Genomic DNA, 24,193 nt, shown 5'->3' on the forward strand with positions numbered 1-24,193 from the left:
GCCTAACTCTGACCGGCGACGCGAATCATCGCGAAGGTGGTGCGGTCACATTTCCAGAAGGGTGGACGTTGTTGGATTCTATGGCATCGGCATTATGTCCACCGAGTTCCAGCTCTATGTCGCCGCAGTGATCCCTCGGCAACGTTGTTTCAGTTCCTCCAGGCAGGAGAGGGCAAGTGGCGAGACGGTGCGCTGACCGCCGCGTTTCGGTCGTTCGCGGAGAGGTTCCTCTGACGCAGGCTTGGTTGGGCGCGCAGGAGGGGTCGAGAATTTCTCTTCCTCGCTACGTGCAGCCCACAGGGTGAACTCGCCCTGGCAGGCGCGCTTGATCAAGCCCATCAGGTAGGCGACCGGTTTTCGGATCTCACCGCGGGCGCAGCGCACCGCCGCTTCATTGATCACCGCTTGTTGCTGTTCCGGCTCGAGCTGACGCATTGCCTGGGAGGCCATGCGCCGCTCGTTCGGGTTCAGCGGTAAATCCTCGGGCCAACACGCACGACCAAATTCTACCTGCGCCAGTACCGTACTTTTTTTGCTTTGATCTTTCTGTACTGTACGGCCAGCGTCGGCATTCCGAATGGCAGGCAAATCCGGTGCCTTGCCGCAGGGTTCGGGATTTATTGCCGGAACCTGCGAATTCCGAACGGGGTCGGCTGCGCCTGGTTCGGAATTCTTTGGGGCTGCTTCTGCGCTCATCAGCGGCAGCGTTTGCTGTTGAACCGGCGACAGCGAGCCGAGCCTGTCCTTGTCGAGTTGAGCGACTTGCGGGTCGGCCTGGATTTCCGCGATCACATGCTGCGCGACGTCTCGAACCCCTTTTGTGGCATGGGAGAGGTTCTGTTGCAGCAGCGCGGCATAGCCGCTGTCCAGTTCTAGCTGCTCGGCTGCGGTCAGCGGATCGCCGTGCAGTACGTAGACGCAACCACGCAGGCAGCCGTTGGCATCCCGTGCGCGCTCCACCAGACTGAGCCAGCGAGTAGTGCGTAAGACGTTGAGTGCGCGGGCGATGGTTTCGCGCGAGGCCTGGGTGCCGCAGGGACTGGTCGCCAGGTAAGGTTGCAGGTCCTGGTAGCGTGGTGTCTTGACCTTGCGTTCAGTGATCAGCCAGCGCAGCACCTGCCAGGTGTTACGCTCCAGGGGCGTCAGCCGGCGGTCCAGCAACAAGGTCTGCGGCAGCGGGTTGTTGTCGCCGTAGTAGATCGTCCGCACGTCCCGCTCCTCGGTGGCAACAGCCAGTTTGCCATGCGCCGCGTACCACTCGTTTCGCCGCCGAAGGGCGTCGTAGCACTGGCGCACCACGTCCTGCCAGTCGACCTCGTAAAAGCTCAGCATGGAGTGCCTCCGTACAGTTCGACCTGTTGCCAGACCAGGGTCAGACTGATCTGTTGTTCCTCGGCCAGCATCATCATCGTGTCCAACGGATCGTTGTCCGGATCCTTCGTGCGCAACTGGCTCCAGCGATTCCACACCGCATGCTCCTGCGCTTCACTGAGCTGGACCGGCCGACCGCGGTGCGTCTCGATCTTTAGCACACGGCGGCGCAGCGCGGTTTCCGAATGGTCCAGGCCGAAGCAGCGGTACATGATGTTGGAGCTCGCGCCCAATTTGAGTGCACGATTGATCAATCGCTCGTTCTGTTCGTCGCGTTCGGCCTGCACGATCAGCCGTCGTAACACGGTGATGTCGACCTTCACTTCGACCCAGGCGATCGACGAGTGCGCAAGGTGGGACAAGGTGGTCGGCGGCAGCGACTGCAGCACCTCGATGTCTTCATCGGCCAGGCCCAGGGCCTTACAACGCTGCAGACGGCCATGGCGCAGCTCATGCAGCACCTGATTCAACATGGCATGGTTCAACAGATTGAAAGTCGTGCTCATGAGGTGGCTCCTCACGTTATCGAGTGGACGACAGCGTTAGTTCGATCAACTGCCGGGCGTGACGGATCAGCGTGAACAGCTGTTCCAGCTGGGTATCAGGTAGTCGTTCAAGACCCACCGTCAGGGCTGGGCGGTCGGTGAAGGGCAGGTCGTAGACGCCGATCAGCAGCTGACCAAACAGCGCTGCGGGCAACTGCTTGCGTTCCTTCCAGGTCACGTCGTCCTGTAGGCGTAGCAGGGCCGAGAGCAGCAGCTGGATACCAGTGTGCCGGGGGCTTAGACGCTCGCCATGCCCCGGTGAAAGGGTGAAGCCCAAGTCGTCCTCGAGCGGACTGATCATATCGCCAGCGTCTGCATAGGCGGCAAGTTCGGCGGCAAGGGCGGCGCAGCTCGCGCGTAAGGTGCTGCTGGTATCCAGTGACGCTGGGGCTGATGGAGCCGCGCCGACCAGAACCGGAGCATCCTTGAGCTCTTCCAGAGGCTTGTTTGGCAACGGCTCGTCACCCAGCGCCTGGCGTATTCCAGGTAAGCGTGGAGCTTGCTGCGGCAGTTGAGTTTCACCAGCTTGCTCGGGCTCAGGCTTTGACCCTGCAGTCGACGTCTCCGGTGGATGTTCCAGTATCGACGGCGGTATTGGAGGCTCGCCAGCTCGATTATTTGGAGGGACATGGGGGCTGTCCGCTGGAGGCCGTGAAGGACGATGCTCTTGGTGCAGCTCCAGAGCCAGTAGCCGAGGTGTCTGCTCCAGGCTCACTGCCATCCTGGCAATCAATTCGTCCTGCAGCTCATTAGTATCCAGCTCGGGCTTCTCACCGTCGAACGCTGACAGCACTTCAAACCACAGCGGCGAGAACTGGTCGGGGCTGCCGAAGTACTGATTCCAGATCGACTCAGCCCGCCGCCTTAAGCTGATCAGGCGTCCGACGGCAGGTTTGCCCAGGCCCGCATACAGCACCTGCGGAATCACGGGGAGCAGGTGCTCGAGCGCGTCGAACATGCGGCTGATGTGTGACTGCGAAATGGGATAGCCACCCTCGCTCAGGCGCGTCGCGAGCTCGCGTTGGGTGAGGCGGGTGTCGCGGTGCTGAAACATCTCCTTGAGCTTCGCCACCGCGAGGGCCCGCTCGATAAACGTCAACTGGCCGTGCAGGTCACTCTCGGCCAAATGCCCGAGCAAGGCATGCGCTTCCGATTGCCAAGGGCGGAACAGACAATGGATACGGAAAAAACGCTCTTCGCGCGTTTCCTGCCACAGCTCGCCAAGAATGCTCAGACGGGTGTTACCGCCGTTGCGAATGATGAAGTGCGCTTCATTGGGACGGCGGGTAATGGAGGGTGGTTGATCGAGCCCGCGCTCGCGGATAGAGGCCTTGATGTCGTCATACAGCGGGTTGCGAACCACACGCGGGTTTAGCTCGTATGGCCGCAGTTGCTCAAGGCTGACCACCATCGGTGTGTCACCGGCGGGGGCCGCTGCGAGGTCACGGCTATAGGTCTGCGGAAAGTGCGCTTGCTGCAGTTGACGGGAAATGTCTTCGGAGGTCGGCGGCTTCATCACTCATCCTCCGATCCGCCGCGAGGGATCCTGCGCTCGGCAGTGGCCGATCTGCTCAGCCCATTGGGGAAACAACTCGCGGGCCAAGCCGCGCATCACCTCAGCGGCGCAGAGGCTACTGCTGCCGTGCGGAGCAGAGGCCTCCACGCGGTGCACAGGGAGACCGAGCGAGGCAGCATTGGGATAGGCCACCCGGTCGGGGATCACCGTGTTGCATACTGTGACATGAGGATCAGCCTGAAAGGAGCCTTGCAGGCTATGCATGATCAAGCGCGTATCGCGGCGATTGGCGTTGACCTGGTTGAGCAGCAACTTCACCATCGGCAGTGCGACGCCTAAGTAACGGTAGGGTTCCAACTCTACAAACAAGCCCAGCGTGCCACGACGCAGCTCGCGCGCGGCGAGCATTTCCGGTGGCACCGGACACAGCGCGCAGTCGGAGGCGAGGATGACCATCTCAACAACCACGCTGCGCGCGCCCTGGGTATCGATGATCAGCACATCGTAGTGATCCTCGAAGGCCGGCAGCAAGTTGCGCAGACGTAGACGGCCGTCGGCCGCGTGCAGCAGCAGAGTGCTGATGTGGCCGGCACGGTCGTTGGAGACGATAAGGTCCAGGTGCTGGATGACGGTGGTAGAGATCACCAGTTCGGGGGCCGTCACTCGCTGGGCAACCAGTTCGTAGCTGCCGGCATCCCGGGACTCGGCGAGGGCGTAGTAGCTGGACAGGGTAGGTTGGCTGTCCAGGTCCAGCAGCAAGACACGTAGGCCGGCATCGGCGAGCAGACCGCCCAAGTTGGCGGCGACAGTAGTCTTGCCCGCGCCGCCCTTGGTCGAGATCAGCGAGAGGACGTTCATGGTCAGTCCCTCTTGGACAGTCGGTCCCGGACCCACTGTTCGATTTCCAATGAGTCCCAGCCGACGGCACGTGTGCCGATGCGCCGGCATTGAGGGAACTGGCCGGCCTTCATCAGGTTGTAGATGTGCGAGCGTTTGAAGCCAGTTTTCTGCTCCACTTCATCGCGGCGCATGATGTGGCGGTTGGCTGGCAGAGGGGCAGGGCTGATCGTTTGCATGATGTCACTCCGTAGCGCCGAGTGGCGCGTGGTGGGAAGTGACAGTCAGTGAAGGTCGGGACAGGACGAAAAACATTGTCAGGCAATGCTGGACATTGCCTGACAATGTCGCGTCAGCCCCGTTTTACCTGGGCTATAAGACGGCGCGCGTCGGCAAATCGCCGATCAATGGTACTTTTGCTCAGACCATCCACACCGGGAAAACGCAGCAAAATAGCCTGGACCAACGCTGCCTGGCTAGAATAGATTGACTGCTGCTTGCCGTTTTGATTCTTCCCGAGCGTGGTTTCGAGCATGGCGCCGATCAGCCTGTTTTGCATGGCTTCGGAGGTTTCGGACGGGACGCCGAGCGACTCGAGTCGTGCTTTCAGCTTGTCATTAAGCGTGGAGAGGGCTGCCATTTCATCGGCGGTGGAGGCAAAGGTTTGTTGCAGCCGTTCAAGCGAGCGCAAGGCATAGTCGAGTTCGGCTTGCTTGGCTAAATGCGCATTCAGGCTGACGCATCCCGAGTGATCAGCGTTTTGAGCAAAGAGAAAGGCAGGCCTTTGATCAGGCAGGCTACGTACGAACCAGATCAGGAGGTCTGTGCGCCGAATGGAGTAGTACACTCGATGTAGGTGACTGTCCGACGTAATGGGCTGCCCTAGGTAGGTTGCCGGCAATTCGCCGCTAAGAATCGCGTCGTAGATGCATTCGACATAGTTGTGCAGATTAGGCCACTGCGGAAAATGTTTTCGCAGGCTGCCTGGTTGTAACAAGTCGACCTGGAGTATTTCGTCTTCGTGCTCTGAGAGATCACACCACAAGATCGCGACGTCGATGGGATGGTAGGAGCTTCTTATCGTGATCATGGCACACAGCCTCCTGCTGCGTTCGTCCTAGAATCGCTGGCAGGGGCTGTAGTTGGGCCCTCTGTCGAGCGAGCCGCTTTGCGAAAGATCTTTAAGGATCAAAAGTGTGTGACCGCGAATCGTGGGAATGCTTAGGTGGCGAAGCCTCCTCTCGTGACGCAGTCATTCCGACCGACAACTGCAAAGCTTCGAGCTTATTAGAAATGCAGGGTGTAACCTACACTATAAACTTGAAAGTTTGTATGTATGTTAGTTCCCGTACTTGCACCTTTTCCGTCGATGGTGCGCGGTATATTGTACTCAAAAGCAAAGTTTACGGAATTCCCGTTGTCCGTGAGATAGCTTGCCCCAGCGGTAAAAGCTTCGCTGTTGATTCCAGGGGCGTAGAAGTTCGCTAGCGTGTGCTCAGAATCCAAATGGGCGTTAGCGTACATATAGCCTCCGCGAACTGTCCAGCGTGACGAAGCTTGATACGAGACACCGAAGCGAACGACGTCCTGATCACGCCAGTTGAATGAGTTGGGTATGTTGAACCCATCAGCCTCCGACCAAAGTATGCGCTCGTAATCTAACGCAATCTTCCAATCCGGGTTGGGCTTGTAAGCGACACCAACAGCATATCGAGAGGGCGCGTTCAGGTGACCGTCACTTTCAGTCAGTAGATCGTTTTTGTAATTGTTGAGTTTTGAGAATTTAGTTTCAGTGAAGTAGGATGCTCCAGCCGAAAATTGCGAGTTGATCTGCCAAAGTGCGCCGAGGCCTAATCCCCAGCCAGTCGCGTAGGAATTGCCGTGATTCTCTAGCGGTACTACATCCCCAGTAGGCATAACAGCTGCAATGCCGCCAGCTCGAAACTGCTCGACACCAAAGATTATTGAAGCACCAAGAGCCAGATTTTCGGTGGGCTTATAAGTTATAGTTGGAGCTGTGTTGACAACAGTCAAGCTAGCTCGTGCATCACCGATTCCAGGAATAGGTGCTACTTTTTTCCCGTAGTCAGAAGAAATGCCAGCGCCATACACTGAGAGTCCTACACTCCATTGTGGAGCGAATTCGTAGTTTATACCAAATCCAGGGGCGGGTACGGTTGCGTCTGACTTGAACTTGTTGCTTTCTGAGCCAAACGTCGCTTTGGTCTCAGTGCGGATGACAATCCCATACAAATCCATGCGATTACCGAGAAACGCCATGCCCGCGGGGTTGTTGGCCGCGACTGTGGTATCCTGTGGCAAGGCAACCGATGCGCCTCCCATCCCTGAGGCGATTGGACCGTTGCCAGTGAGGAGGTTCCCATTAGTCGCATGCGCGTTAACGGCCACAGACATAAGTAAACAGGCTGGTACGACTGAATAGAGTGCACGCATTTTTTTGCCTCCATATTATTTTTGTTATGGCATTTGTATTTTGATTTACTGCGCATATCAAAGCTATGCGAGAAATTATGCTTGTAGTTTCATGTTGATGATTTTGAGCTGGGTGAACTCCTCCAGGCCTTTAATACCCTGCTGCACGCCCAGGCCAGATTGTTTTGCCCCACCCACTGGGATGTCGAACGGCATTGCCAAGTGTTGGTTCACCCAGACCGTCCCAGCTGTGAGCTGGCAGGCGACGTCGTATGCTTTATCGATATTAGTAGACCAGACTGTAGCGCCCAGACCGAATTCGCTGTTGTTCGCTCTTTCGATCACAGTTTCCAAGGCATCGTAGGAAAGCACTGGGATGATTGGTCCGAATTGTTCCTCATGTACTACTGCGGCATCATCTTCAATGTCACGTACCACAGTAGGCTGGATAAAGTAACCTGGACGATCTATCACATTTCCGCCAGCGATTACCACGCCGTAATCGTGAGCATTTCGCAAATAGGTTTTCAGTTTCTCAAATTGTTGTGCGTTCTGGATTGGACCGAAGTGAACGCCTTTTTCCAGCCCGTTACCGACTACTGCGTTCTCAGCGAGTTTGGCGAGAGCTGCGCAAACAGGTTCATAGATCGAAGCTGGAACGTATATGCGCTTGGCTGCTAGGCAAACCTGACCGTTGTTGATCATGGCCGCAGCAAATACTTTTGGTATGACTTCATCGATGTCGATATCTTCGAGCAAAATTGCAGGGTCGTTGCCCCCAAGCTCCAGCGTCACCCGCTTTATCGTTCCAGCAGCCGTCGCCATTACCTTTCTTCCGGTAGCTGTGGACCCTGTGAAAGATACCATCGCAATATCTGGGTGAGCCGATAAAGCGGAACCCAGGTCGTTGTCATCGACAATGGTGTTGAAAACACCAGCAGGGAGAATGTCTACCGCGATCTCGCCGAGAAGAAGCGTACTCAGTGGAGTAGTCGGGGCCGGTTTGGAAACCACAGTATTACCGGCCAGAAGGGCAGGGGCCAGTTTCATCACCAGAAGAATGAGCGGCACGTTCCACGGGGTAATGGTGGCAACGACGCCATGCGGGACTCGTTGTTCGACGATTCTCTCATTCTCGGAGGTCCGCAGAGTGCGCAGAGGGAGATCCAGTGTCGCAGTGTACCTGAGGCAAGCTACGGAGCCTGCAACCTCCCAGACGGCGTCACTCAGGGGTTTACCCTGCTCTAGTGTAATCAGGGTGGCCATTTCATCTTGGCGTGCCTCAAGTGCATCCGCGAGTTTCAGCAGAAACGAGGCTCTTTCATCAGTGGTTCTTCGGGACCATGTGGGAAACGCGAAATGAGCAGTGCTCACAGCATCTTCCAATTGCTGCATGTCAGCCCTTGCGCATTGCTCAAATACCTGACCTGTTGCTGGATTGATCACATCAAGCGATCTTGCTCCTCGTACAAGGTTTCCGCCGATAAGCAGCTTGAACTTCATGTAGTAATTCCTAATAAAAGATGCCGGCCTGACAGTGAGCGTATCGCTCCGCTATGAGTGCGAACCTATCGTCATCTACCTGGCCAGCAAGTGGCTTATTTAGCTATCGCGATTACTTACAGGGGGCGCCAACTGCCATGGAAGCCATATGGAACCCGAGTCGGGAGTTCAACCCTGGCAATTGGACCTTTCGTAATATCTACGGTATCGAACACCACGAAGTCGCTCAGATTACGCTTCGCGTTATAAGCTACTGTTACTAACCAACCGTCTCCTTCAGGCGCTGACTTCGAGCGGGGGACAAAGATTGGTTCGAGATAGTACTCACCTTCTCCAGGATAGTAATCGCGCCGCACGCCGGTTTCCAAGTCGAGATGGCAGACTGTGTCAAAGAATGCGCCTTCCACCAGCGGCCCTTGTTGGCCCAGGAAGAAGCCATGGCGATATTTATGGCCGACGTAACGATCGTCCACCACAGGGAAATCGCCGCGCATATCCGTGAGAACGGTTTCGCTGTAGGAGTCCTTGTCGTCGCTAAGGTCGAAGGTCCAGCGGACCAGAAGGCCATTGGTTTTCTCACCTTGAAGCCAAGGTGCTATCTCCCCAGAGAGGAATGGGAAAAGTGGCACGGCTTGTGTCTTCAGCATATCTAGGTGAACTAAGGTGCGCCCACCTACATGCTCCGTGAAGCTGTTCATGGTGTGATACGCGTAGGTGGCATCCCCCTTGAACCAGCGCATGGTATCGATGCTTGCATTCCTAGCCAGAATACCGAAATGGGTACCCAACTCAGGATTATAGGCGCAGAGGGGGCCCCCTTTTGCTGCTCGATCTACGCTAATGTCCGCGGAGAAAATTGGGAAAATCACATGCTCGTGAGTGATCCCGAAATCATGCATGATTGGGCAAAAGGGAGCTTTGAAGCGGTCGTGACGAATTAGCTGTCCGCTCGCGTCCACCACGCTGAAGGTAATGTCGTTAGAACCGAACCCTGTTGCCTGATAACCATAACCCAACATTTCGCCGGATTTTGGATCGACTTTAGGGTGGGCGGTAAATGCTCCTTGGTGTTTACCCTCAAACGTCCAGTCAGCATGGGTAGTTTCAAGAGTGTCACCGTCCAGAGCCGCAGGGCCGCACCATTCATCAAGCGCAAGCAGCTTTTCACCATGATAAAGAACGTGGGTTGCTGCGAAATGCGGTGCTACGACTGCATTTTCCTCAGGGGTAGGTTCGTTCATCGACGTTGAGATAAGGCGTCGACCAGCTTCGCGCTGTGCTTTGTATTGCTCGGTTTTGACCCAGCGATTTCGATAGGACGCTTGACCTTTTTCGATACGAATGGCGTGAATCATGCCTTCAGCCAAGTACCAGTGATGGTCATCACCCAAGGGTGGGAACATTGCCGAAGTACCGTTACGGTAGAGAGTACCGTTAAGACCTTCGGGGATTTCACCCTCACGCACGATCAGCGCCGGCGCATCGCACTCAGCAGTAATTGGGCGAAAGTTTCCTTTCAGAAATGGATGGTCTGGATATTTGTTATTAGACATGCTACCTCCAATTATTTTTTTTGTTGGAGAATCGGTATTTAAATCATCAGCGCTAGGCGGTCATAGCTCTACTAGCGTAGGTGTGTCTTTACTATGAGTAGAGTTAATACTGACCTTGGCTGATTAAACGGTAAGGCACAAACGTGTCGGACCGTTAGTCTAGGAGTGCATTGTGTTTTGGCTGACAGTGCGCTGTTTGGCCAGCTTTCCGGCAGCGTTGCGAGCCGACTCCACGAGCTGGAGAATGTCACCTGCGAACTGCTGAAGCGGTTTGGAGGTAGCGCTCCTTAAATCGCTTCGCGAAATGAGCCTGATCCAGGAAGCCGCATCGGGAGGCGATGTCACCGATGCTCAGCCTAGAGAAGCTGGTATCCACCAAAAGGCTATAAGCCTTTTCCAATCGTACTTCGAGCAGCTCTCGACCAAAACTGGTGCTCTGTTTTGCGAAGAGATGATGCAGATATCGCTTTGAAACGCCCAAGCTGAACGCAAGCTTTTCCGGAGAGAACTCAGGATCAAACGCCATGTTACGAAGCGAACGCATCACTCGCGAATATAAATCATTAGCATCAATAGGATCGATATGATGCTGCTCAGTCACGGCCAATGAAAGCAGTGCGGCGAAATGTTCAGCCATGACCGATCCCAAATTCTGTCGATCGCCAGGGGGAGTCGCAGCGATCTGCGCGAGTAGGGTAGTCAGCACTTTACCCCAACCGATGCTCCCGCGTATTGGCCTACCAACTACGGTCTTGGAGTCTGGAATCCACACGTCCAGCCAGTTACAGGGGATCGCCAGGTGGACGCCCCGCATTTCATCGTTAGCAATTTGAAATGGCTTACGGCGATCGAGAATAATACAATCCCCCTCATCCAGCCTGCCTTCATGGTAAATTTGCGCGAATGTGGCACTTCCTGATAAGGGTAGGAATAGATCGAAATACGCCACATTGGAATCAGCAGGTGAGCCGGGCGCCCATATCACTTTCTGTTCGCCAGTGGTCAAGCGACTGACAAGAGCAGGGCCAAGATAAGACTGCTCCAATTTGCCGTAGAAATGCTTGTCCTTGCTGGAAATATCCACGCCATACATCGCTTGGCCGACAGCTTGGCACCAATATTCAAGCGCATGATTGGGGCGGACTGCTTCAGTGCTCCAAACGCTCTTCGATTCATTAGTCACAATCATGTCGACACCTTCAGCAATGTGCACGATGTGCTCAGTACGCTGGTGATCGCCCCCCAAAGGGAGGCGATTACGTGAGTCAAGCATACCACGATCGAGGCCACAGCCGATCAGGAGCGTTCCTACACAACCCCTGAGCTAGCCAGGCATCTGCAACTGTAAAGATCCCCGTCGCTCGCTAAAGTGCCAGACCCCTTCTAGGAGTTTGAGGCGATCTTTGAACTGTCCGATCAGATGAGGGGCGACCGCTATGGCTGGCTCCTCCAGCCCAGGCGCCGCCACTAGCAGAATGTAACTCGTCGCAGTGGCTTCGCTTGCCGATTCCAATGTCACTTGGGTATTGCACACAAAATGACGACTCAGCCGGGGCGGCCGACTGCGGAAGGCGTCCAGAATCGCCGCTTTGCCTTTGAGTTCCACGTCCGGAGTACTAGGTCGGCAGAATACACCGTCTTCAGTGAAGAGTTCAGCGATCCTTTCATAATCACCAGCGTCGTTCAGCATTGCAAATTGCGTGATGAGGCGTTCGCATTCGCGCTCCGCCAGTAGTGCTTCAATTCTTTCAGAAGTGATCATGCTTAATTACCTGAATGATTAGAAAACTTGAGTGAGCCTGATAAAACCAGTTTGATCAAATTTATATCCACCCGTGACCTCAACGTCACGAGCGAACTCCCCATATAATTGAGTTGTAGGTCGAACCCAGTAACCGACACCCAAGCGAGCCCGCAGCGAATTGGTTCGCCGCCCAGTGTCAAGTCCGTTCAGTTCTGAGGCACCGCCCCAAGTCTTTGTCACACCAACTGAAGTGGTGAGTTTGTTAGGAAAGGTGTAGCTGAGCCAAGGCTGCAAGACGTAGGTTGGATCTTGCTTTAGTGTATGACGATTTACTGTAGACTTATCGTTGTCTGAGTAGATGGTCACATCGGCGTTGATATCTGCGCGCCACGATCCCCAGGTCTCTGAGTAGCCGACTTGAGCAGCCGTGGCGTAACGGTTGCTGCCCATATTAAGCGAATGATCGTTATCATAGGATCCTAGCGGCAAATACAAATATCCGGTGACACCCACATAGCGCTTCTTTTCGGGATCATTGATAGGCCAAGCGGTTACGGCAACGAATGGGTCAGCAAAGCCCGTAGCATCTCCAATTTTGCGGCCATTGAGCTTCAAGTCTTGCGAACCATATGGAATACCGACTTGCAGTTGTACTCGTGTCTCACTGACGTCCAGCATATAAAAAAGGCGAAGTAAGGATGATTCAGTTTTTAGGCGAGTGTCATGATCAATTTTAGAGCCGTGAGCAGGATCGTACTCTGATGCTTCTCCAGCCCCTAGATAAAACATGGCTATAGTTTTCCCTGCTGGTGCTGGGATGTAGGCTCCTGGAGAAACGTCGATTGCAAAACTTGGCAGCGAGCTAAAGGCTGCGACAGTGAAAGCCAAGGAGTTTAAAAGTGCACGATTAAGCGAGGTATTAGGTGTTGGCTTGAAATTCATTGTCGGTACTCGATTATTGTTTTTATTTGAGCGGCAGAGTATTGGCTCTGCCTTTACACGGTTGATTAGCTGCTATACGTATAGTTAGGATTAAAGAGCATCCACCTGCGAAGCGACTCTGTTACTACTATGGGCGCTTCAAACGGAGCCATGTGGCCGGCGCCTGGATAAACTTCAAAGGCTGCATGCTTGACGCTATCGGCAAGTTGCTCGTGCTGCGCCACAGTACTCCAGCGATCCTCTGCCCCGACTCCAATGAGGACTGGGCAACGAAGCTGCGCAAGGACTTCGCTCGCATCGGGGCGGTTCAGCAACGCATTGATTTGCCCCTTGAAGGTAGCAGGGCTCATTCTGCAAACCATTTCTCGCAATGGTTCCCAAAGCTCTGCACGTGCCGCGTTTGTAAGGCTCATCATTGGCGGCAGCCATTGATTTGCCAAGGCGGGCATTCCTTGCTCTTGCGCGAGGTCCAACAGTTGTTGACGAGATTGCGCTTCGCCACTTCTTACCGAATGAGTGCCAGTGTCTAGCAACGCGAGCCTTTCGACTCGGTCCGGGGCTATGCGCATGATCTCCAAGGCGACACGAGCCCCCATGGAGTGCCCTGCCAGAGCAAAACGCTCAGGGGCTCGGCCCAGAACGTGTTCAGCCATCAGGGGAATGCTGTCGAAGCCCTGGAAGTCGATCGCTTCCACGTCGCAGATATTCGCCAGGCCATCGAGTTGAGCCTGCCAAACCGTGCTGTCGCACAGTAGTCCAGACAAAAGATATAACTTGGTTTTCATTAGTTTCTCCGCACTATTTTATTTCACGGTTTCAGTGCCAGCAGTATTCAAATTCGACACTATGGAGTCGGTGTCTGAATGCGGACGCTCTACGCTTGGGCGCAGAAACGAAAGGCAAGCGGCTGCGAGAAGCATCGGAACGGCCAGGGCAAATATGTAGCTTGGACGTGACCATCCGGCGGACATGAGGACGCCCGCGATGTAAGGGCCAGTAACTGCACCTAACCGTCCTACAGTCATTGCGAGGCCGGTGCCGGTGCTACGAAGCGTGATCGGAAAAACCTGAGGTACTAGTACATAAAGGGTGTTGATTGACGTGTACAAGCAAAAGCCAACGGCAAGTGCAGCAAATAACAAGGCTGAGGCAGTCGCAGGCACGGCTGCAAAAATCACCGCTGTACCAAACAGTCCGATCATAAAGGCTGCGGCTAATTTTCGAGAGCCCATCCGTGATGCGAACACTCCGAAAAGCAGACAGCCGCAGACTCCCGCCAGGTTCATGAGTAATGATCCCGATATACCCACTGAGCCGCTTAAACCGGACTCGGTGAGCATTTTGGGCATCCAACTCAGCAGGAAATAAGCCGTGAGCATAACGCAGAAATAGACTGCACAAGCCGCAAGTGTGCCTGGAGCATATTGGTTTTTTATTAAAGCAGAGTAACCGTTAATATTACTTTCTTTGGTATGAGTATCATGTTCTGGAAGCTCATCCAGTGGAGGCAGTTGCAGTCGCCGTAGAATGGCGTTGCTCTTTGCGAGCGCATCGGCAGGGCGACGAGCCCACAGATAGTCTAAGGATTCAGGTATCAACCAGAGCACGGCAGGTAATAGGGTAGCAGCAGCGACTCCTCCGAAAACATATACCGACCGCCAGCCGTGGTGCTCGATCAGAAACACGGCGAGTAGCCCGCCCAAGGTCGCTCCGATCGGATAGCCCAAGGCCATCAGCGAAATGCAGAGTGGTCGCCGTTTATCAGATGAATATTCGCTGACTAGGATGTTGATATTAGCCAAAATACCGCCGATCCCTAGTCCTGTAATTACGCGCATCAACGCCAACTCGGCGGTGGATTGAGTCAGTGATGAAACCAGCATGCCAAGACAGAGTATGATCATGCAGATAATTACTGCTGGTCGCCGACCCAGTTTATCACCTAAAGGTGCCACAAAAAGCGAGCCCAAGCCCATGCCCGCCAATCCCGAACTGAGCAGCAGCCCGATTTCGGTCGGTCCCAAATTCCAGTCGGAGGAAATAGCGGGAGCAGTATAGGCAACAACTAATACGTCAAAACCATCAAGGCCAGCGATGAGCATGCATATGGCGACAATTCCCATCTGGAAACGCCGCATCGGACCATTTTTTAATTGTTGATAACTAGCAGTAGTAGTATTCGTCATTATTATCTACTCAAGCGCACGTAAGGTTTTAGCTGAATCAGGCCGAAGTAATACTCTCCTCAGAACTTTGGCCTGAAGGGCTAGTTACGGTGTAACCCGCAAATCTTTTACTTTTATGTGTGGTGCCAATTACCGTTAACGCAAAACTGGGTCGCCACGCCATGCAGGGTCAATGGTGACGCAGCCGCCGGCAACCCTAGACACGCAAGCGCACATCCTTTTGCTCTCAGCATGTTGTTCTTCGCTGAAGAACACATCTCGGTGGTCTATTTCGCCAGCTACTGCGTTGATGTCCAGGGCACACAGGCCACATTCTCCGCGACGGCAGTCGGAGAGCACCTCTACGCCGACTTCGTTCAATACATCAAGCATTGAGCGATCTTTGGGGACTACCACCTCAACGCCAAGGCGAGGTACGCGAACGGTGAATTCCTGTGCTGGATGGCGACCGCTTGAGCCGAAAGTCTCGTAATGAATGTTGGCCTGATTGCGACCGTGCTCGGTCCATGCTTTGCGTACCACATCCATCAAGCCTAATGGCCCACAGATATACAGTTCACCGTTCTGTTCGAGCTTGCCAATCTCTTCCGTGGCATTTAGGAATACACCCTCATCTGCTACGCAGATGATAAGCGCAGCCCCAAGCAGCTCCTTGAGTGGCTCCAGGTAGGCGAGTTCTTCACGGCTGCGAGTCGCATAGATCATACGAAGGCGGTGGCCTCGCGCTACCAGGACCTCAGCCATGCGTATGATAGGAGTGATGCCGATTCCACCGGCAACAAGCAAGTAGTCGGGAGCACCGAGGGACAGCTCGAAGTCACAAGCTGGAGGGGTGATCTTCACGCGAGCCCCGGCTTCCAGGCCCCACATGTACGCTGAACCGCCGCGACTGTCTGGTACGCGTTTGACTGCAATTACGACGCCACCGCTATCAAGCGGACGTACTACCGAATAGGAGCGGTGATCTGGTCGACCATTAATCAGCACCTGAATGTTCACATGCGCGCCAGGAGCACTGGCACCCAGGTCTGGTGCCGCAATTTGGATTTCCCGAACGGTGGGGGTCAGGTTCTTCACCGCCGTTATTTGGGCGTCTACCCAAGTCGTCAAATTTCTCATGGTCAGCCCCTCACGCGACGGATACGACGGGAATGCGAGTGTTGTTTTCGCTTTGGATCATGTCGTCGATTCGCCGACGAGCCCACAACGAACCAGCATCAATGTTGAGGTTATTGAAGTCGCGATCAGGGTTTTTATTCAGAGCCCGTTGCTGGGCTTCAATGATGTCTTCATCTTCGCGCAAGATCCCACCAGCGGCGTCCATGATGCGTCGAGTGAGACCTTGCTCATGGATTCGATAGTTGCGCAGATGGCACCAGAAGTAGTAACAGGTCTTCTCCGTAGACGGAGTTGGAATGTGCACAACCCACATGCTGACACCTTGGCTACGATCACCCTGTGGTGCGCCGGTACCGGCTGGGGCAACACCTACATCGAGTACTACTATGGCCGGCGCCAGGAAATGGATGTACTGCCAACGGTCAACAGGACCAGGCTTGCCCAGTTGAGCGGCCCAGAAGGGTGGTGCCTCTTCATTCAGAACCCAGCGGGTAATGCTTGCGGTTTTAGCGCCATGGCTGGGTTCGAAAGGCGCTTCGGCCAGTGCTTCGTTGCCAATGGACGACGCATGAACATACGTTTCGTGCGTCAAGTCCATCAGATTATCAATGACCAATCGGTAGTCAGCTTCAACCGCAGTCATACGTCCGTCCCCAGCCCAAGCTGGATCATCGAACCAACCCAGATCAGGGATCAGGTCTGGATCCGCAAGGGTAGGTTCGCCAGGCCAAATCCAAACGAAGCGGTGACGCTCTTGGATTGGGTACGAGCGTACGCATGCTGCGGGGTTCACAGTTTCCTGGGACGGCATGTGGGTGCAACGTCCAGTAGCATTGAAGCGAAGCCCATGGTAGCCGCAGACCACGTCGTCTCCGACCAGGTTGCCAACAGACAGTGGGACCAGTCGGTGCCAGCAGGCATCCGCCAAGGCCGCCGCAGTGCCATCCAGCTTCCGGTACAGGACGATGTCCTGACCGCAGATGGTTCGCGGGAGCAAATGCCGGCCAATTTCAGCGTCCCAGGCGGCGACGTACCAAGCGTTAAGCGGGAACGTCTGTGGAGTATTTTTATTGTTCATGATCAGGCCTCGTTCTTGTCAGCGCATTTCTGGAACACGGCGCGTTTTAAGGAAGTCTTCCAACGATTCCCCGCGCATGATGGCGTATACCTGCATGTTGGTGAGTTTTACAACGCGTGCGAATTTTTCGACCACGAAGAAGTTCGCCCCGTATTGAACAAGCCCAAGCCAGTCGCGAGCACGAACTAGAACCTTCTCTGCCTCTGTCAATTCGGCGTCGGTCATCAGTTGCTCCTCGTCTTCGAGGAAGCGCTCTCGCCATTGAGGTGTAATCATGTTCCAAAAGAAGCGATTGAGTTCTAGAGCCTTATTGCTGACTCGAAGATCAAAGACGTAGGTGCCGCCTAAGTCCTGCATGCCAATAACTTGCGGGTTCATTATGACTCCTTAGGCTATAGCCTGCGCGTCTGCGGTCTCAGTTACAGTTTCATAAAGTACGACCGTCATGGCAGTGGTCGTAGCTAGATAGTAATTTTGATGAATTTTATTCAGTGGGCCTTCTACAGCTCCACGCATAGCTAACCACATGATCTGCTCTACGCTCTCAGCGCCGCCCAGACGTACGTAATCGGCATGGGTCATCTGAGTCAGCTTTTCTGGCGCATGCTGAAGCAGTTCAAGGAACTCCATATCCCATTCGGTATTATTGAAACCGGTGCGCTCTCCGTGAATCTGATGCGATAGACCGCCAGTACCAACGACGACAACGTTCAGGTCTTCCGGGTAGCTTTCGACCGCTTTACGGATTGCTTGCCCTAGTCGATAGCAGCGCTGAGCGGTTGGGAGCGGGTATTGCAGGACGTTGATTGCGATAGGTACAACCACGCCTGGCCAGTCAGGCTCATGTGGCCAGAGCAACGGCAAAGGCGCTGCACAGCCGTGGTCGATTGGCTTGTTCTGGAAAATTGTGATGTCAAATTCATCGTTTGCCAGTGATTCAGCAATATGCGCTTGTAGGGCCACATCGCCTCGAATAGGCGGCAGCGGACGCAGGCCAGCTCCCTCATCAGCTACCTGGAAACGTTCGCCAACCCCCAGCGCAAACATGGGATACATGTCAAAAAAGAAAGTGGTGCAGTGATCATTGTAGAAAAATACGAGTACATCGACTTTTTTGTCTTTGAGCCAAGAGGCAACCGGTTTGTAGCCGTCGAACAAGGGGGCCCATGCCGGATCCTGTTGCTTACCCTTGTCATAAGCGACACCGATTGTTGGCACATGCGAGGTACCAATGGCTCCAACGATTTTCGCCATCTCACTGCTCTCCGGCTTTCTTGTTATGGGAATAAAGGTTTTGTGACTCTTTTACAGCCAGACGATGGAGCGTACGGCGCATCAAAAGCCCAGGTTTGTCTGGAGCGAAGTTAAGGTCGAACTGTGGCTCGGCGTCTTTTTGCACTACCTCGGAAATCCACTCCAATGCATCAACGTCTTCCAAATACGCTTGCTCTGATGCTTGGGTCATAAAAGCGTCAACTTCCGCATCATCATGCTTGAAGTCACGAGAGTTGAACCACCAGTAGTGAATCGTATTATTTGTTTCAGGTGTGATGATGTGGGTAATGTTAAACCTGTATTGACTAGGAGCCCCTTCGTCGGGTGCATGGTCGAGTATTCGTGCAAATGCCACATGCATTGCCGGTGAGACGAAACGAGCCTCTGAGAGTCGATCGACTGGCTTGTGCATGATTCCTGCTGGGACACCGTAGATACCCGGAGGCGGCGAGTTTCTGAGTGCCCGGTCAATGATTACTTGAAGACCCTCCTCCCTCACATCCAGCTTGGAGCGCGCATATGCAGGAGTACCTACGGTGCCGGGATGCAGAAATGGGAAATGGGTCTGATCCAGTAGATTCTCATGCATAGCGACGTAGTCAGACTTCATGTAGAAGCTTCCCGTGACGCTTTTGAACGAAGGGTCGCTCAGCCAATGAGTATCTGGGATCAGGTCCTCTTGGGCCAGATCCGGGTCGCCCATCCAAATCCATACAAGTGGAGCCTTCTCCACCATAGGATAGGAGCGGACGTTGGCGTTACTAGGTACCAGGGGCATTGATGGCATGTTCACGCAGCGGCCTGATGAATCGAACTGCATGCCGTGGTAGCCGCACACCAACACATCGCCTTCCAGCTTGCCTTTTGCGAGGGGGAAAGAGCGGTGCGGGCAACGGTTGCGTACGGCTACGGGCATGCCAGCCAGGGTGCGGTACATTGCGACATCGACGCCCAGAATGCGGCGGTGGATAAGGTCTCGGGAGACTTCCGAGCTTCGCGCTGCCACATACCAGCAGTTGTGGATCAAAGGTGTATTCTGATCTGCGTAACCAGAAGTGGCGATCAAATCGTCATTGCATTGAAGTGCATGAATGTTGCTCATTTGGCTCTCCCAAGGATGTCATGCATCGAGTACAAGCGTGCCGCCGCTGATGCGGGAGACACAGAGACACAAGGTCTTGCCTTCGTCTTTTTCTGCTTGCGAAAGGTACCGATCACGATGGCTGATCGTAGATTCCGAACTGATGACACTGAGTGGGCAAAGTCCACATTCACCGCGCCGGCAGTCAGATAAGAGATCAACGCCCGCAGCGGTGAGCGCGTCCAGAATTGACGTATCCCGACCCACGGTGACTGTTTTGCCTGAGCGATTGAGGACGACGTCAAATGCACAGTCGTCAGCGCTGCTGGCTACGCCGAATTGTTCGCTTCGGATCCTTTCTGGTGCCCAGCCCAATTGCTCTCCAGCACGGTATGCCGCATCCAGCATTGGCTTGGGACCACAGATGTAGATAACGGTGTCTTCAGGCTGCTCTCGGAGGAGGGCAACGAAGTCCAGGTGATCAGTGGCGGGCTCACCACTGAAGTGGAGGGTTCCGTTATTGCCCGCGATGGACATGACATCATCGCGATAGGCGAGGGCCGTCTCGGTGCGTCCACTGTAGAGGAAGCTATAACTGCGATTGCGCCGAGCGAGGCTTCGCAGCATGGCGTAGATCGGAGTAATGCCGATGCCACCGGCGATCAGCAGCACATGAGGGTCATTTCGACCGAGTACAAAATTATTTTTCGGCCAGGAAATGCGCAGTTCGGAGCCGCTGACCAGATTGTCGTGAATGAACGCAGATCCCCGCAGATGGGGTTCGCGCTGGACGGCGATCCGATACTGGCACGCGGGATCATTATTCATTCCTGTGCCGCCAATCAATGAGTAATGGCGCACAAAATCACCGTTTACAGGCGACTTCAGATGCAGCTCGATGTGAGCACCTGGCTCATAGCGTGGCAACGGGCTGCCATCAAGCGAGGTCAGCAGGTATTCGTTAATGCGATCAGTCAGGCGGCGAACGCCAGCGACCTTCACGTTGAGGATCGGACTCTGCACGGGACAGCTCCTGAGTATTTTGTTCTTGTTGGGATCCCCAGTCAGGGTATCCGTAGCGTAAATTTCAGGTTTTTGCCGCTATTGGGATCCCATGTTATGGTTGGCCCTATCCGAAGTCAATCGGGTAATCATGCTTTTTTGGCATTTGGGATCCCGTAGGGCAGAATCTTCCTAAACGGGGCTAAAAGTCCTGGCTATCACCGAACAAAGGCACCCGCTGATGAATCAACCCGCAGAAATCGGATCCGCATTACAAAAGCAGCACGCCCTCGCAGCCCATAAGATCCGTGAGCTGATTCTCAGGGGGACATTGGCACCAGGAGAGCGCTTGACCGAAGCAGGGTTGGCAGAGTTACTGGGGCTTTCCCGAACGCCGGTGCGGCAAGCTCTTCCTACGTTGGCGCAGGATGGCTTGCTGGTTCCGGTCGGCAAGCGTGGTTATGCGGTCAAAGTTTTCACTCATGACGAAAGCTTGGTGGCGTTAGAAGCACGTGCAGTCTTGGAGGGGATGGCCGCCAGGCTAGCGGCGGATAAAGGGCTAGCCCCGGAAATCGCACGCGCATTCGAGGAGTGCCTCGAAGAGGGAGACCGTATAGTTAACTCACCTTCGATTGGCGAGGAGGAAGAGACGGCTTACGGAGTGATGAACCAGCGCTTTCATGGACTGATCCTTACAGCAGCAGGAAAACCTTTGCTTGAAGAATTGGTTGCCCGGTGCCACACGGTGCCATTTGTATCCCCGCTGCTAATGGCATTCAGCGATCCGAATACCGCATTGATCAGGGAAGATATGATGTACGCGCATCGACAACATCACGCCATTTTTGAGGCGCTATCTCGTCGCGAAACGCTGCGATTGGAGATGCTGGTTCGGGAGCACGCTACTAGTCAGCGGCACAGTATGGCCCTGTAGCAAGGGGATTTTTTGCTATGGTAACTCTACGCGAGCTGGGCTAGCCAGCGGGGGGTCTACCTCGATTCCTACTGCTCATCAAAAGCGAGGAGAATCTGGAGTGGCCCCGTTGATGCCCCACCCAGCCCTGGAGTCCCAATCTTGCCGACGAACCAGACTACATGCTTCGTCAATTAGTGGTCGGGACCACGGCTAAGCGCTAATCTCTTAATACAATAGAACTGTTTGTAGAATTTGGCGACTTTCCGAGTAGTCTGCGCGGCAGTTGAATGGCAGGTCCTGGCCGCAGAGTTCACTATTTTTGACTAACCAAGGAAACTGCCCTCTGTGTTGCCTCGCTCGTTAGAGCTGAGAGCTTGCGCACCTCGTCAGCAACAACCGCGAACCCTCGCCCAGCTTCCCCAGCCCTAGCCGCCTCAATGGCTGCATTGAGGGCAAGCAAATTAGTCTGATTTGCAATATTTCGGATTGTGCTCACAATGGCTGCGAGTTCAGCAAGTTTGGCCTCAAGCTCTAGACGCTGAGCATTTTGTAGGGCTTGCTGTTGCTCCTGTTGATGCTGATCGTGAATATCTTCCAGAGAGCCGACAATTCGCAGAGGCATTCCTTGAGCGTTACGAAGGGTTTTTGCTCTTGCCCTGAACCAACGATATTCTCCGGTTTTCAGTCGAAGGCGGTAAATGCAATCGAGTGGTTTGTTTCCAGCTCGATCGTTGAGATGCTCGTTAAATTGCCTAAGAGTACCTTCAATTTCGTCCGGATGCATTTGTCCAACCAAGCTATCTAAACGCTCTGGAAACTCATCTGTTTCTTGAAAGCCAAGTAAGCTTCGAAACTGTTTTGACCACCACGAACGATTGTGCGGATGGGATGCATCACCTCCCACGATCTCTATGTCCCAAATACCATCACTGAGTAGTTCTCGTGATAGTTCGAAACGGATCAACGTTTTTTGAATCTCGTCATCCCTCGTGCGATCTACAGACGCATTCTGAAGTGCGCACAGTAAACGCCTATTTCCCGTTGAAGAATCGACAAAAGCCAGTAGTGAACATTTGTATAATGTCTTCTGATCAATGGGTGTTGAAACGAAAAGTTCAAGCTCGCTAGATCCTCGCTTGCTAAGGGCTAAATTCATAGATGTAAGTAAATTTTCGCGGCTTTCTATTTCAACACTGGCTAGAAATACCTTGAATTTATCAGTCTCGGGAAGACCAATTTCGCCCAGAAGCGATGATGAACACCAGAACTGATTTTTTTCATCTAAGATATTGGTGCTAAATAACGTAATATCCCATAAGTTTAATTTAAGAAAGTCGGCGATTCTGTTTGATCTTGCAAGCGCCGCCTGGAGTTGGCTATTTAGTTTTTCGACTGTATCTTTTGCTTCTTCAAGCTGAATATTTATTTTTAGCAGCGAATTATCGACTGCGCTCTGTTTTTCTCGAAGTTTCGAAATGGCTGTGATGGCCCTTGCGGCTAATGGGTATTGTGGATTGTTAAACTTTTCAATTGACAGGCTTTCTGATTCAAGTGTTGAAAGCACCTGTTCCAGTATGCTCGTTGCAAAAGTTGATGATTTCCAACGGAACATTCTAACCTCTTATTATCATTCACTAGCCGAGGGTCTACGCCGGCATTGGATAATCTTCCGGGTTTAGCATCCTGTCTTCACTCGAGAAAGTTCGAGTCAGGGCGAGTCCAAATAATACGCGTGTATTGGTAGTGACAAGCGCCCACAAGTTGCCGAGCTTTTTATAAGCAGAAAATATACGATGCAACTACATCTGCTGCGCCATCATCCTGATGGCAGGCTCGTTAGCGAGCTTGCCATCAGGATGTAGCGTTAAGAGGCGCTGAACGTCTTGTGCGGATCAATCACAAATTTCTTTGGTACCCCAGCGTCGAACTCACCGTAGCCTTCCGGTGCCTGGTCGAGGCTGATCACCTGGACACCTACAATTTCAGCGATGTTGATCCGATCCCACATGATCGCTTGCATCAGCTGGCGGTTGTATTTCATGGTCGGCGTCTGGCCGGTGTGGAAACTGTGCGACTTGGCCCAGCCCAGACCGAAGCGAATGCTCAAAGCACCGATCTTGGCGGCGGCATCCACTGCCCCTGGATCTTCAGTCACGTACAGCCCAGGGATCCCAATGTTGCCGGCCACGCGGGTCACTTGCATGAGCGAGTTCAGCACGGTAGCCGGTGCTTCGTGCTTGGCCCCTTCGTGACCATGGCCACGGGCCTCGAAGCCGACCGCGTCCACGGCGCAGTCCACCTCTGGCTCACCGAGGATATCGACGATCTGCTCGTGCAGCGGGGTATCCCTGGACAAGTCGACCACCTCGAACCCTTGCGCCTTTGCATGGGCCAGACGGGCCGGATTGAGGTCGCCAACGATGACACAGGCGGCGCCCAGGAGGCGCGCAGATGCAGCAGCTGCGAGGCCAACAGGGCCGGCACCGGCGACGTATACGGTGCTGCCCGGGCCTACGCCGGCAGTGACGGCGCCGTGGTAGCCGGTTGGCAGAATGTCGGACAAGCAGGTCAGGTCACGGATCTTCTCCATGGCCTTGTCACGCTCGGGTAGTTTCAGCAGGTTGAAGTCCGCATACGGAACTAGTACATATTCAGCCTGGCCGCCGGTCCAGTCACCCATGTCGACGTAGCCATAAGCACCACCGGCGCGGGCCGGGTTAACGGTCAGGCAGACGCCGGTGTGCATTTCCTTGCAGGATCGGCAGCGACCACAGGCGACATTGAAAGGCACTGAGACCAAATCACCGATTTGCATGCGCTCAACGTCGCGGCCTTTCTCTACGATCTCACCAGTGATCTCATGGCCGAGTACCAGGCCCACTTGAGCTGTAGTACGGCCACGTACCATGTGCTGGTCGGAGCCGCAGATGTTGGTGGAGACCACCTTGAGGATCACGCCATGTTCGATCTTATTGCCCCGAGGATCCTGCATCTTCGGATAGTCGATTTTTTGAACTTCGACCTTACCGGCGCCGAGATAGACAACTCCACGATTACCTGACATCTGATGTTCCCTTCTGGTTGTTAGAATG

22 protein-coding genes and 2 pseudogenes are annotated in these 24,193 nt (G+C 54.2%); 1 reads left to right on the top strand and 23 read right to left on the bottom strand.

Going from position 1 to position 24,193, the window contains the following annotated elements; all coding sequences use genetic code 11:
- Positions 1-114: 114 nt before the first annotated feature.
- The 20 genes from ACMCNM_RS13345 to ACMCNM_RS13440 form a co-directional block, all read right to left on the bottom strand.
- Positions 115-1,332: an STY4528 family pathogenicity island replication protein gene (locus tag ACMCNM_RS13345; protein WP_412764570.1), complete on the bottom strand. Its 1,218-nt coding sequence runs from the start codon at positions 1,330-1,332 to the stop codon at positions 115-117.
- Complete coding sequence (locus tag ACMCNM_RS13350) at positions 1,326-1,877, bottom strand: DUF2857 domain-containing protein (protein WP_412764571.1); 552 nt, start codon at positions 1,875-1,877, stop codon at positions 1,326-1,328. The genes ACMCNM_RS13345 and ACMCNM_RS13350 overlap by 7 nt, the downstream gene beginning before the upstream one ends.
- Positions 1,878-1,893: 16 nt before the next feature.
- Positions 1,894-3,432: a ParB family protein gene (locus ACMCNM_RS13355; RefSeq protein WP_412764572.1), complete on the bottom strand. Its 1,539-nt coding sequence runs from the start codon at positions 3,430-3,432 to the stop codon at positions 1,894-1,896.
- A gap of 3 nt (positions 3,433-3,435) precedes the next feature.
- A complete protein-coding gene (locus ACMCNM_RS13360; RefSeq protein WP_412764573.1) occupies positions 3,436-4,290 on the bottom strand; it encodes a ParA family protein in 855 nt (284 codons plus the stop codon).
- A gap of 2 nt (positions 4,291-4,292) precedes the next feature.
- On the bottom strand, positions 4,293-4,508 hold the full coding sequence (locus ACMCNM_RS13365; RefSeq protein ID WP_412764574.1) for an AlpA family transcriptional regulator: 216 nt from the start codon (positions 4,506-4,508) through the stop codon (positions 4,293-4,295).
- Between the two features lie 113 nt (positions 4,509-4,621).
- On the bottom strand, positions 4,622-5,359 hold the full coding sequence (locus tag ACMCNM_RS13370) for a hypothetical protein (RefSeq protein ID WP_412764575.1): 738 nt from the start codon (positions 5,357-5,359) through the stop codon (positions 4,622-4,624).
- A 197-nt stretch (positions 5,360-5,556) separates the two neighbouring features.
- A complete protein-coding gene (locus ACMCNM_RS13375) occupies positions 5,557-6,723 on the bottom strand; it encodes an OmpP1/FadL family transporter (protein WP_412764576.1) in 1,167 nt (388 codons plus the stop codon).
- A 75-nt stretch (positions 6,724-6,798) separates the two neighbouring features.
- Complete coding sequence (locus ACMCNM_RS13380; protein ID WP_412764577.1) at positions 6,799-8,205, bottom strand: aldehyde dehydrogenase family protein; 1,407 nt, start codon at positions 8,203-8,205, stop codon at positions 6,799-6,801.
- 116 nt (positions 8,206-8,321) lie between these two features.
- A complete protein-coding gene (locus tag ACMCNM_RS13385) occupies positions 8,322-9,758 on the bottom strand; it encodes a carotenoid oxygenase family protein (protein ID WP_412764578.1) in 1,437 nt (478 codons plus the stop codon).
- A 247-nt stretch (positions 9,759-10,005) separates the two neighbouring features.
- Positions 10,006-11,031: an AraC family transcriptional regulator gene (locus tag ACMCNM_RS13390; protein ID WP_412764579.1), complete on the bottom strand. Its 1,026-nt coding sequence runs from the start codon at positions 11,029-11,031 to the stop codon at positions 10,006-10,008.
- A gap of 51 nt (positions 11,032-11,082) precedes the next feature.
- A complete protein-coding gene (locus ACMCNM_RS13395) occupies positions 11,083-11,520 on the bottom strand; it encodes a nuclear transport factor 2 family protein (protein WP_412764580.1) in 438 nt (145 codons plus the stop codon).
- 18 nt (positions 11,521-11,538) lie between these two features.
- Complete coding sequence (locus ACMCNM_RS13400; protein ID WP_412764581.1) at positions 11,539-12,444, bottom strand: transporter; 906 nt, start codon at positions 12,442-12,444, stop codon at positions 11,539-11,541.
- A gap of 65 nt (positions 12,445-12,509) precedes the next feature.
- Positions 12,510-13,229 (bottom strand): alpha/beta fold hydrolase, encoded by a 720-nt coding sequence (locus ACMCNM_RS13405; RefSeq protein ID WP_412764582.1) that lies wholly within the window; start codon positions 13,227-13,229, stop codon positions 12,510-12,512.
- 18 nt (positions 13,230-13,247) lie between these two features.
- Complete coding sequence (locus ACMCNM_RS13410; RefSeq protein WP_412764583.1) at positions 13,248-14,630, bottom strand: MFS transporter; 1,383 nt, start codon at positions 14,628-14,630, stop codon at positions 13,248-13,250.
- Positions 14,631-14,765: 135 nt separating this feature from the next.
- Positions 14,766-15,749 carry a PDR/VanB family oxidoreductase gene (locus ACMCNM_RS13415; protein ID WP_412764584.1) on the bottom strand — a complete coding sequence of 328 codons (984 nt, stop codon included), beginning with the start codon at positions 15,747-15,749 and terminating at the stop codon, positions 14,766-14,768.
- A gap of 10 nt (positions 15,750-15,759) precedes the next feature.
- Positions 15,760-16,827 (bottom strand): Rieske 2Fe-2S domain-containing protein, encoded by a 1,068-nt coding sequence (locus tag ACMCNM_RS13420; protein WP_412764585.1) that lies wholly within the window; start codon positions 16,825-16,827, stop codon positions 15,760-15,762.
- Positions 16,828-16,845: 18 nt separating this feature from the next.
- Positions 16,846-17,205: a protocatechuate 3,4-dioxygenase gene (locus ACMCNM_RS13425; RefSeq protein ID WP_412764586.1), complete on the bottom strand. Its 360-nt coding sequence runs from the start codon at positions 17,203-17,205 to the stop codon at positions 16,846-16,848.
- Between the two features lie 9 nt (positions 17,206-17,214).
- Complete coding sequence (locus ACMCNM_RS13430; protein WP_412764587.1) at positions 17,215-18,081, bottom strand: gallate dioxygenase; 867 nt, start codon at positions 18,079-18,081, stop codon at positions 17,215-17,217.
- A gap of 1 nt (position 18,082) precedes the next feature.
- Complete coding sequence (locus ACMCNM_RS13435) at positions 18,083-19,204, bottom strand: Rieske 2Fe-2S domain-containing protein (RefSeq protein ID WP_412764588.1); 1,122 nt, start codon at positions 19,202-19,204, stop codon at positions 18,083-18,085.
- Between the two features lie 18 nt (positions 19,205-19,222).
- Positions 19,223-20,206 carry a PDR/VanB family oxidoreductase gene (locus ACMCNM_RS13440; RefSeq protein WP_412764589.1) on the bottom strand — a complete coding sequence of 328 codons (984 nt, stop codon included), beginning with the start codon at positions 20,204-20,206 and terminating at the stop codon, positions 19,223-19,225.
- A gap of 220 nt (positions 20,207-20,426) precedes the next feature.
- Here ACMCNM_RS13440 and ACMCNM_RS13445 point away from each other — a divergent pair, with 220 nt between their 5' ends.
- The gene (locus ACMCNM_RS13445; RefSeq protein ID WP_412764590.1) at positions 20,427-21,119 is read left to right on the top strand and encodes a GntR family transcriptional regulator; all 693 of its coding nucleotides are present in this window, start codon (positions 20,427-20,429) and stop codon (positions 21,117-21,119) included.
- Positions 21,120-21,420: 301 nt separating this feature from the next.
- Here the strand turns inward: ACMCNM_RS13445 and ACMCNM_RS13450 are convergent.
- From ACMCNM_RS13450 to fdhA, 3 genes and pseudogenes are all read right to left on the bottom strand, one after another.
- Positions 21,421-21,723 (bottom strand): annotated as a pseudogene (locus ACMCNM_RS13450) (methyl-accepting chemotaxis protein); the annotation flags it as partial.
- Positions 21,712-22,713: pseudogene (locus ACMCNM_RS13455) on the bottom strand (PAS domain-containing protein); the annotation flags it as partial. The pseudogenes ACMCNM_RS13455 and ACMCNM_RS13450, both read right to left, overlap by 12 nt.
- 252 nt (positions 22,714-22,965) lie before the next feature.
- Positions 22,966-24,165, bottom strand: a complete 1,200-nt coding sequence (fdhA, locus tag ACMCNM_RS13460; protein ID WP_412764591.1) for a formaldehyde dehydrogenase, glutathione-independent — start codon at positions 24,163-24,165, stop codon at positions 22,966-22,968.
- Positions 24,166-24,193: the final 28 nt, after the last annotated feature.

This window comes from Pseudomonas sp. NGC7, from assembly GCF_047159675.1.
Taxonomy (GTDB): domain Bacteria; phylum Pseudomonadota; class Gammaproteobacteria; order Pseudomonadales; family Pseudomonadaceae; genus Aquipseudomonas; species Aquipseudomonas kermanshahensis.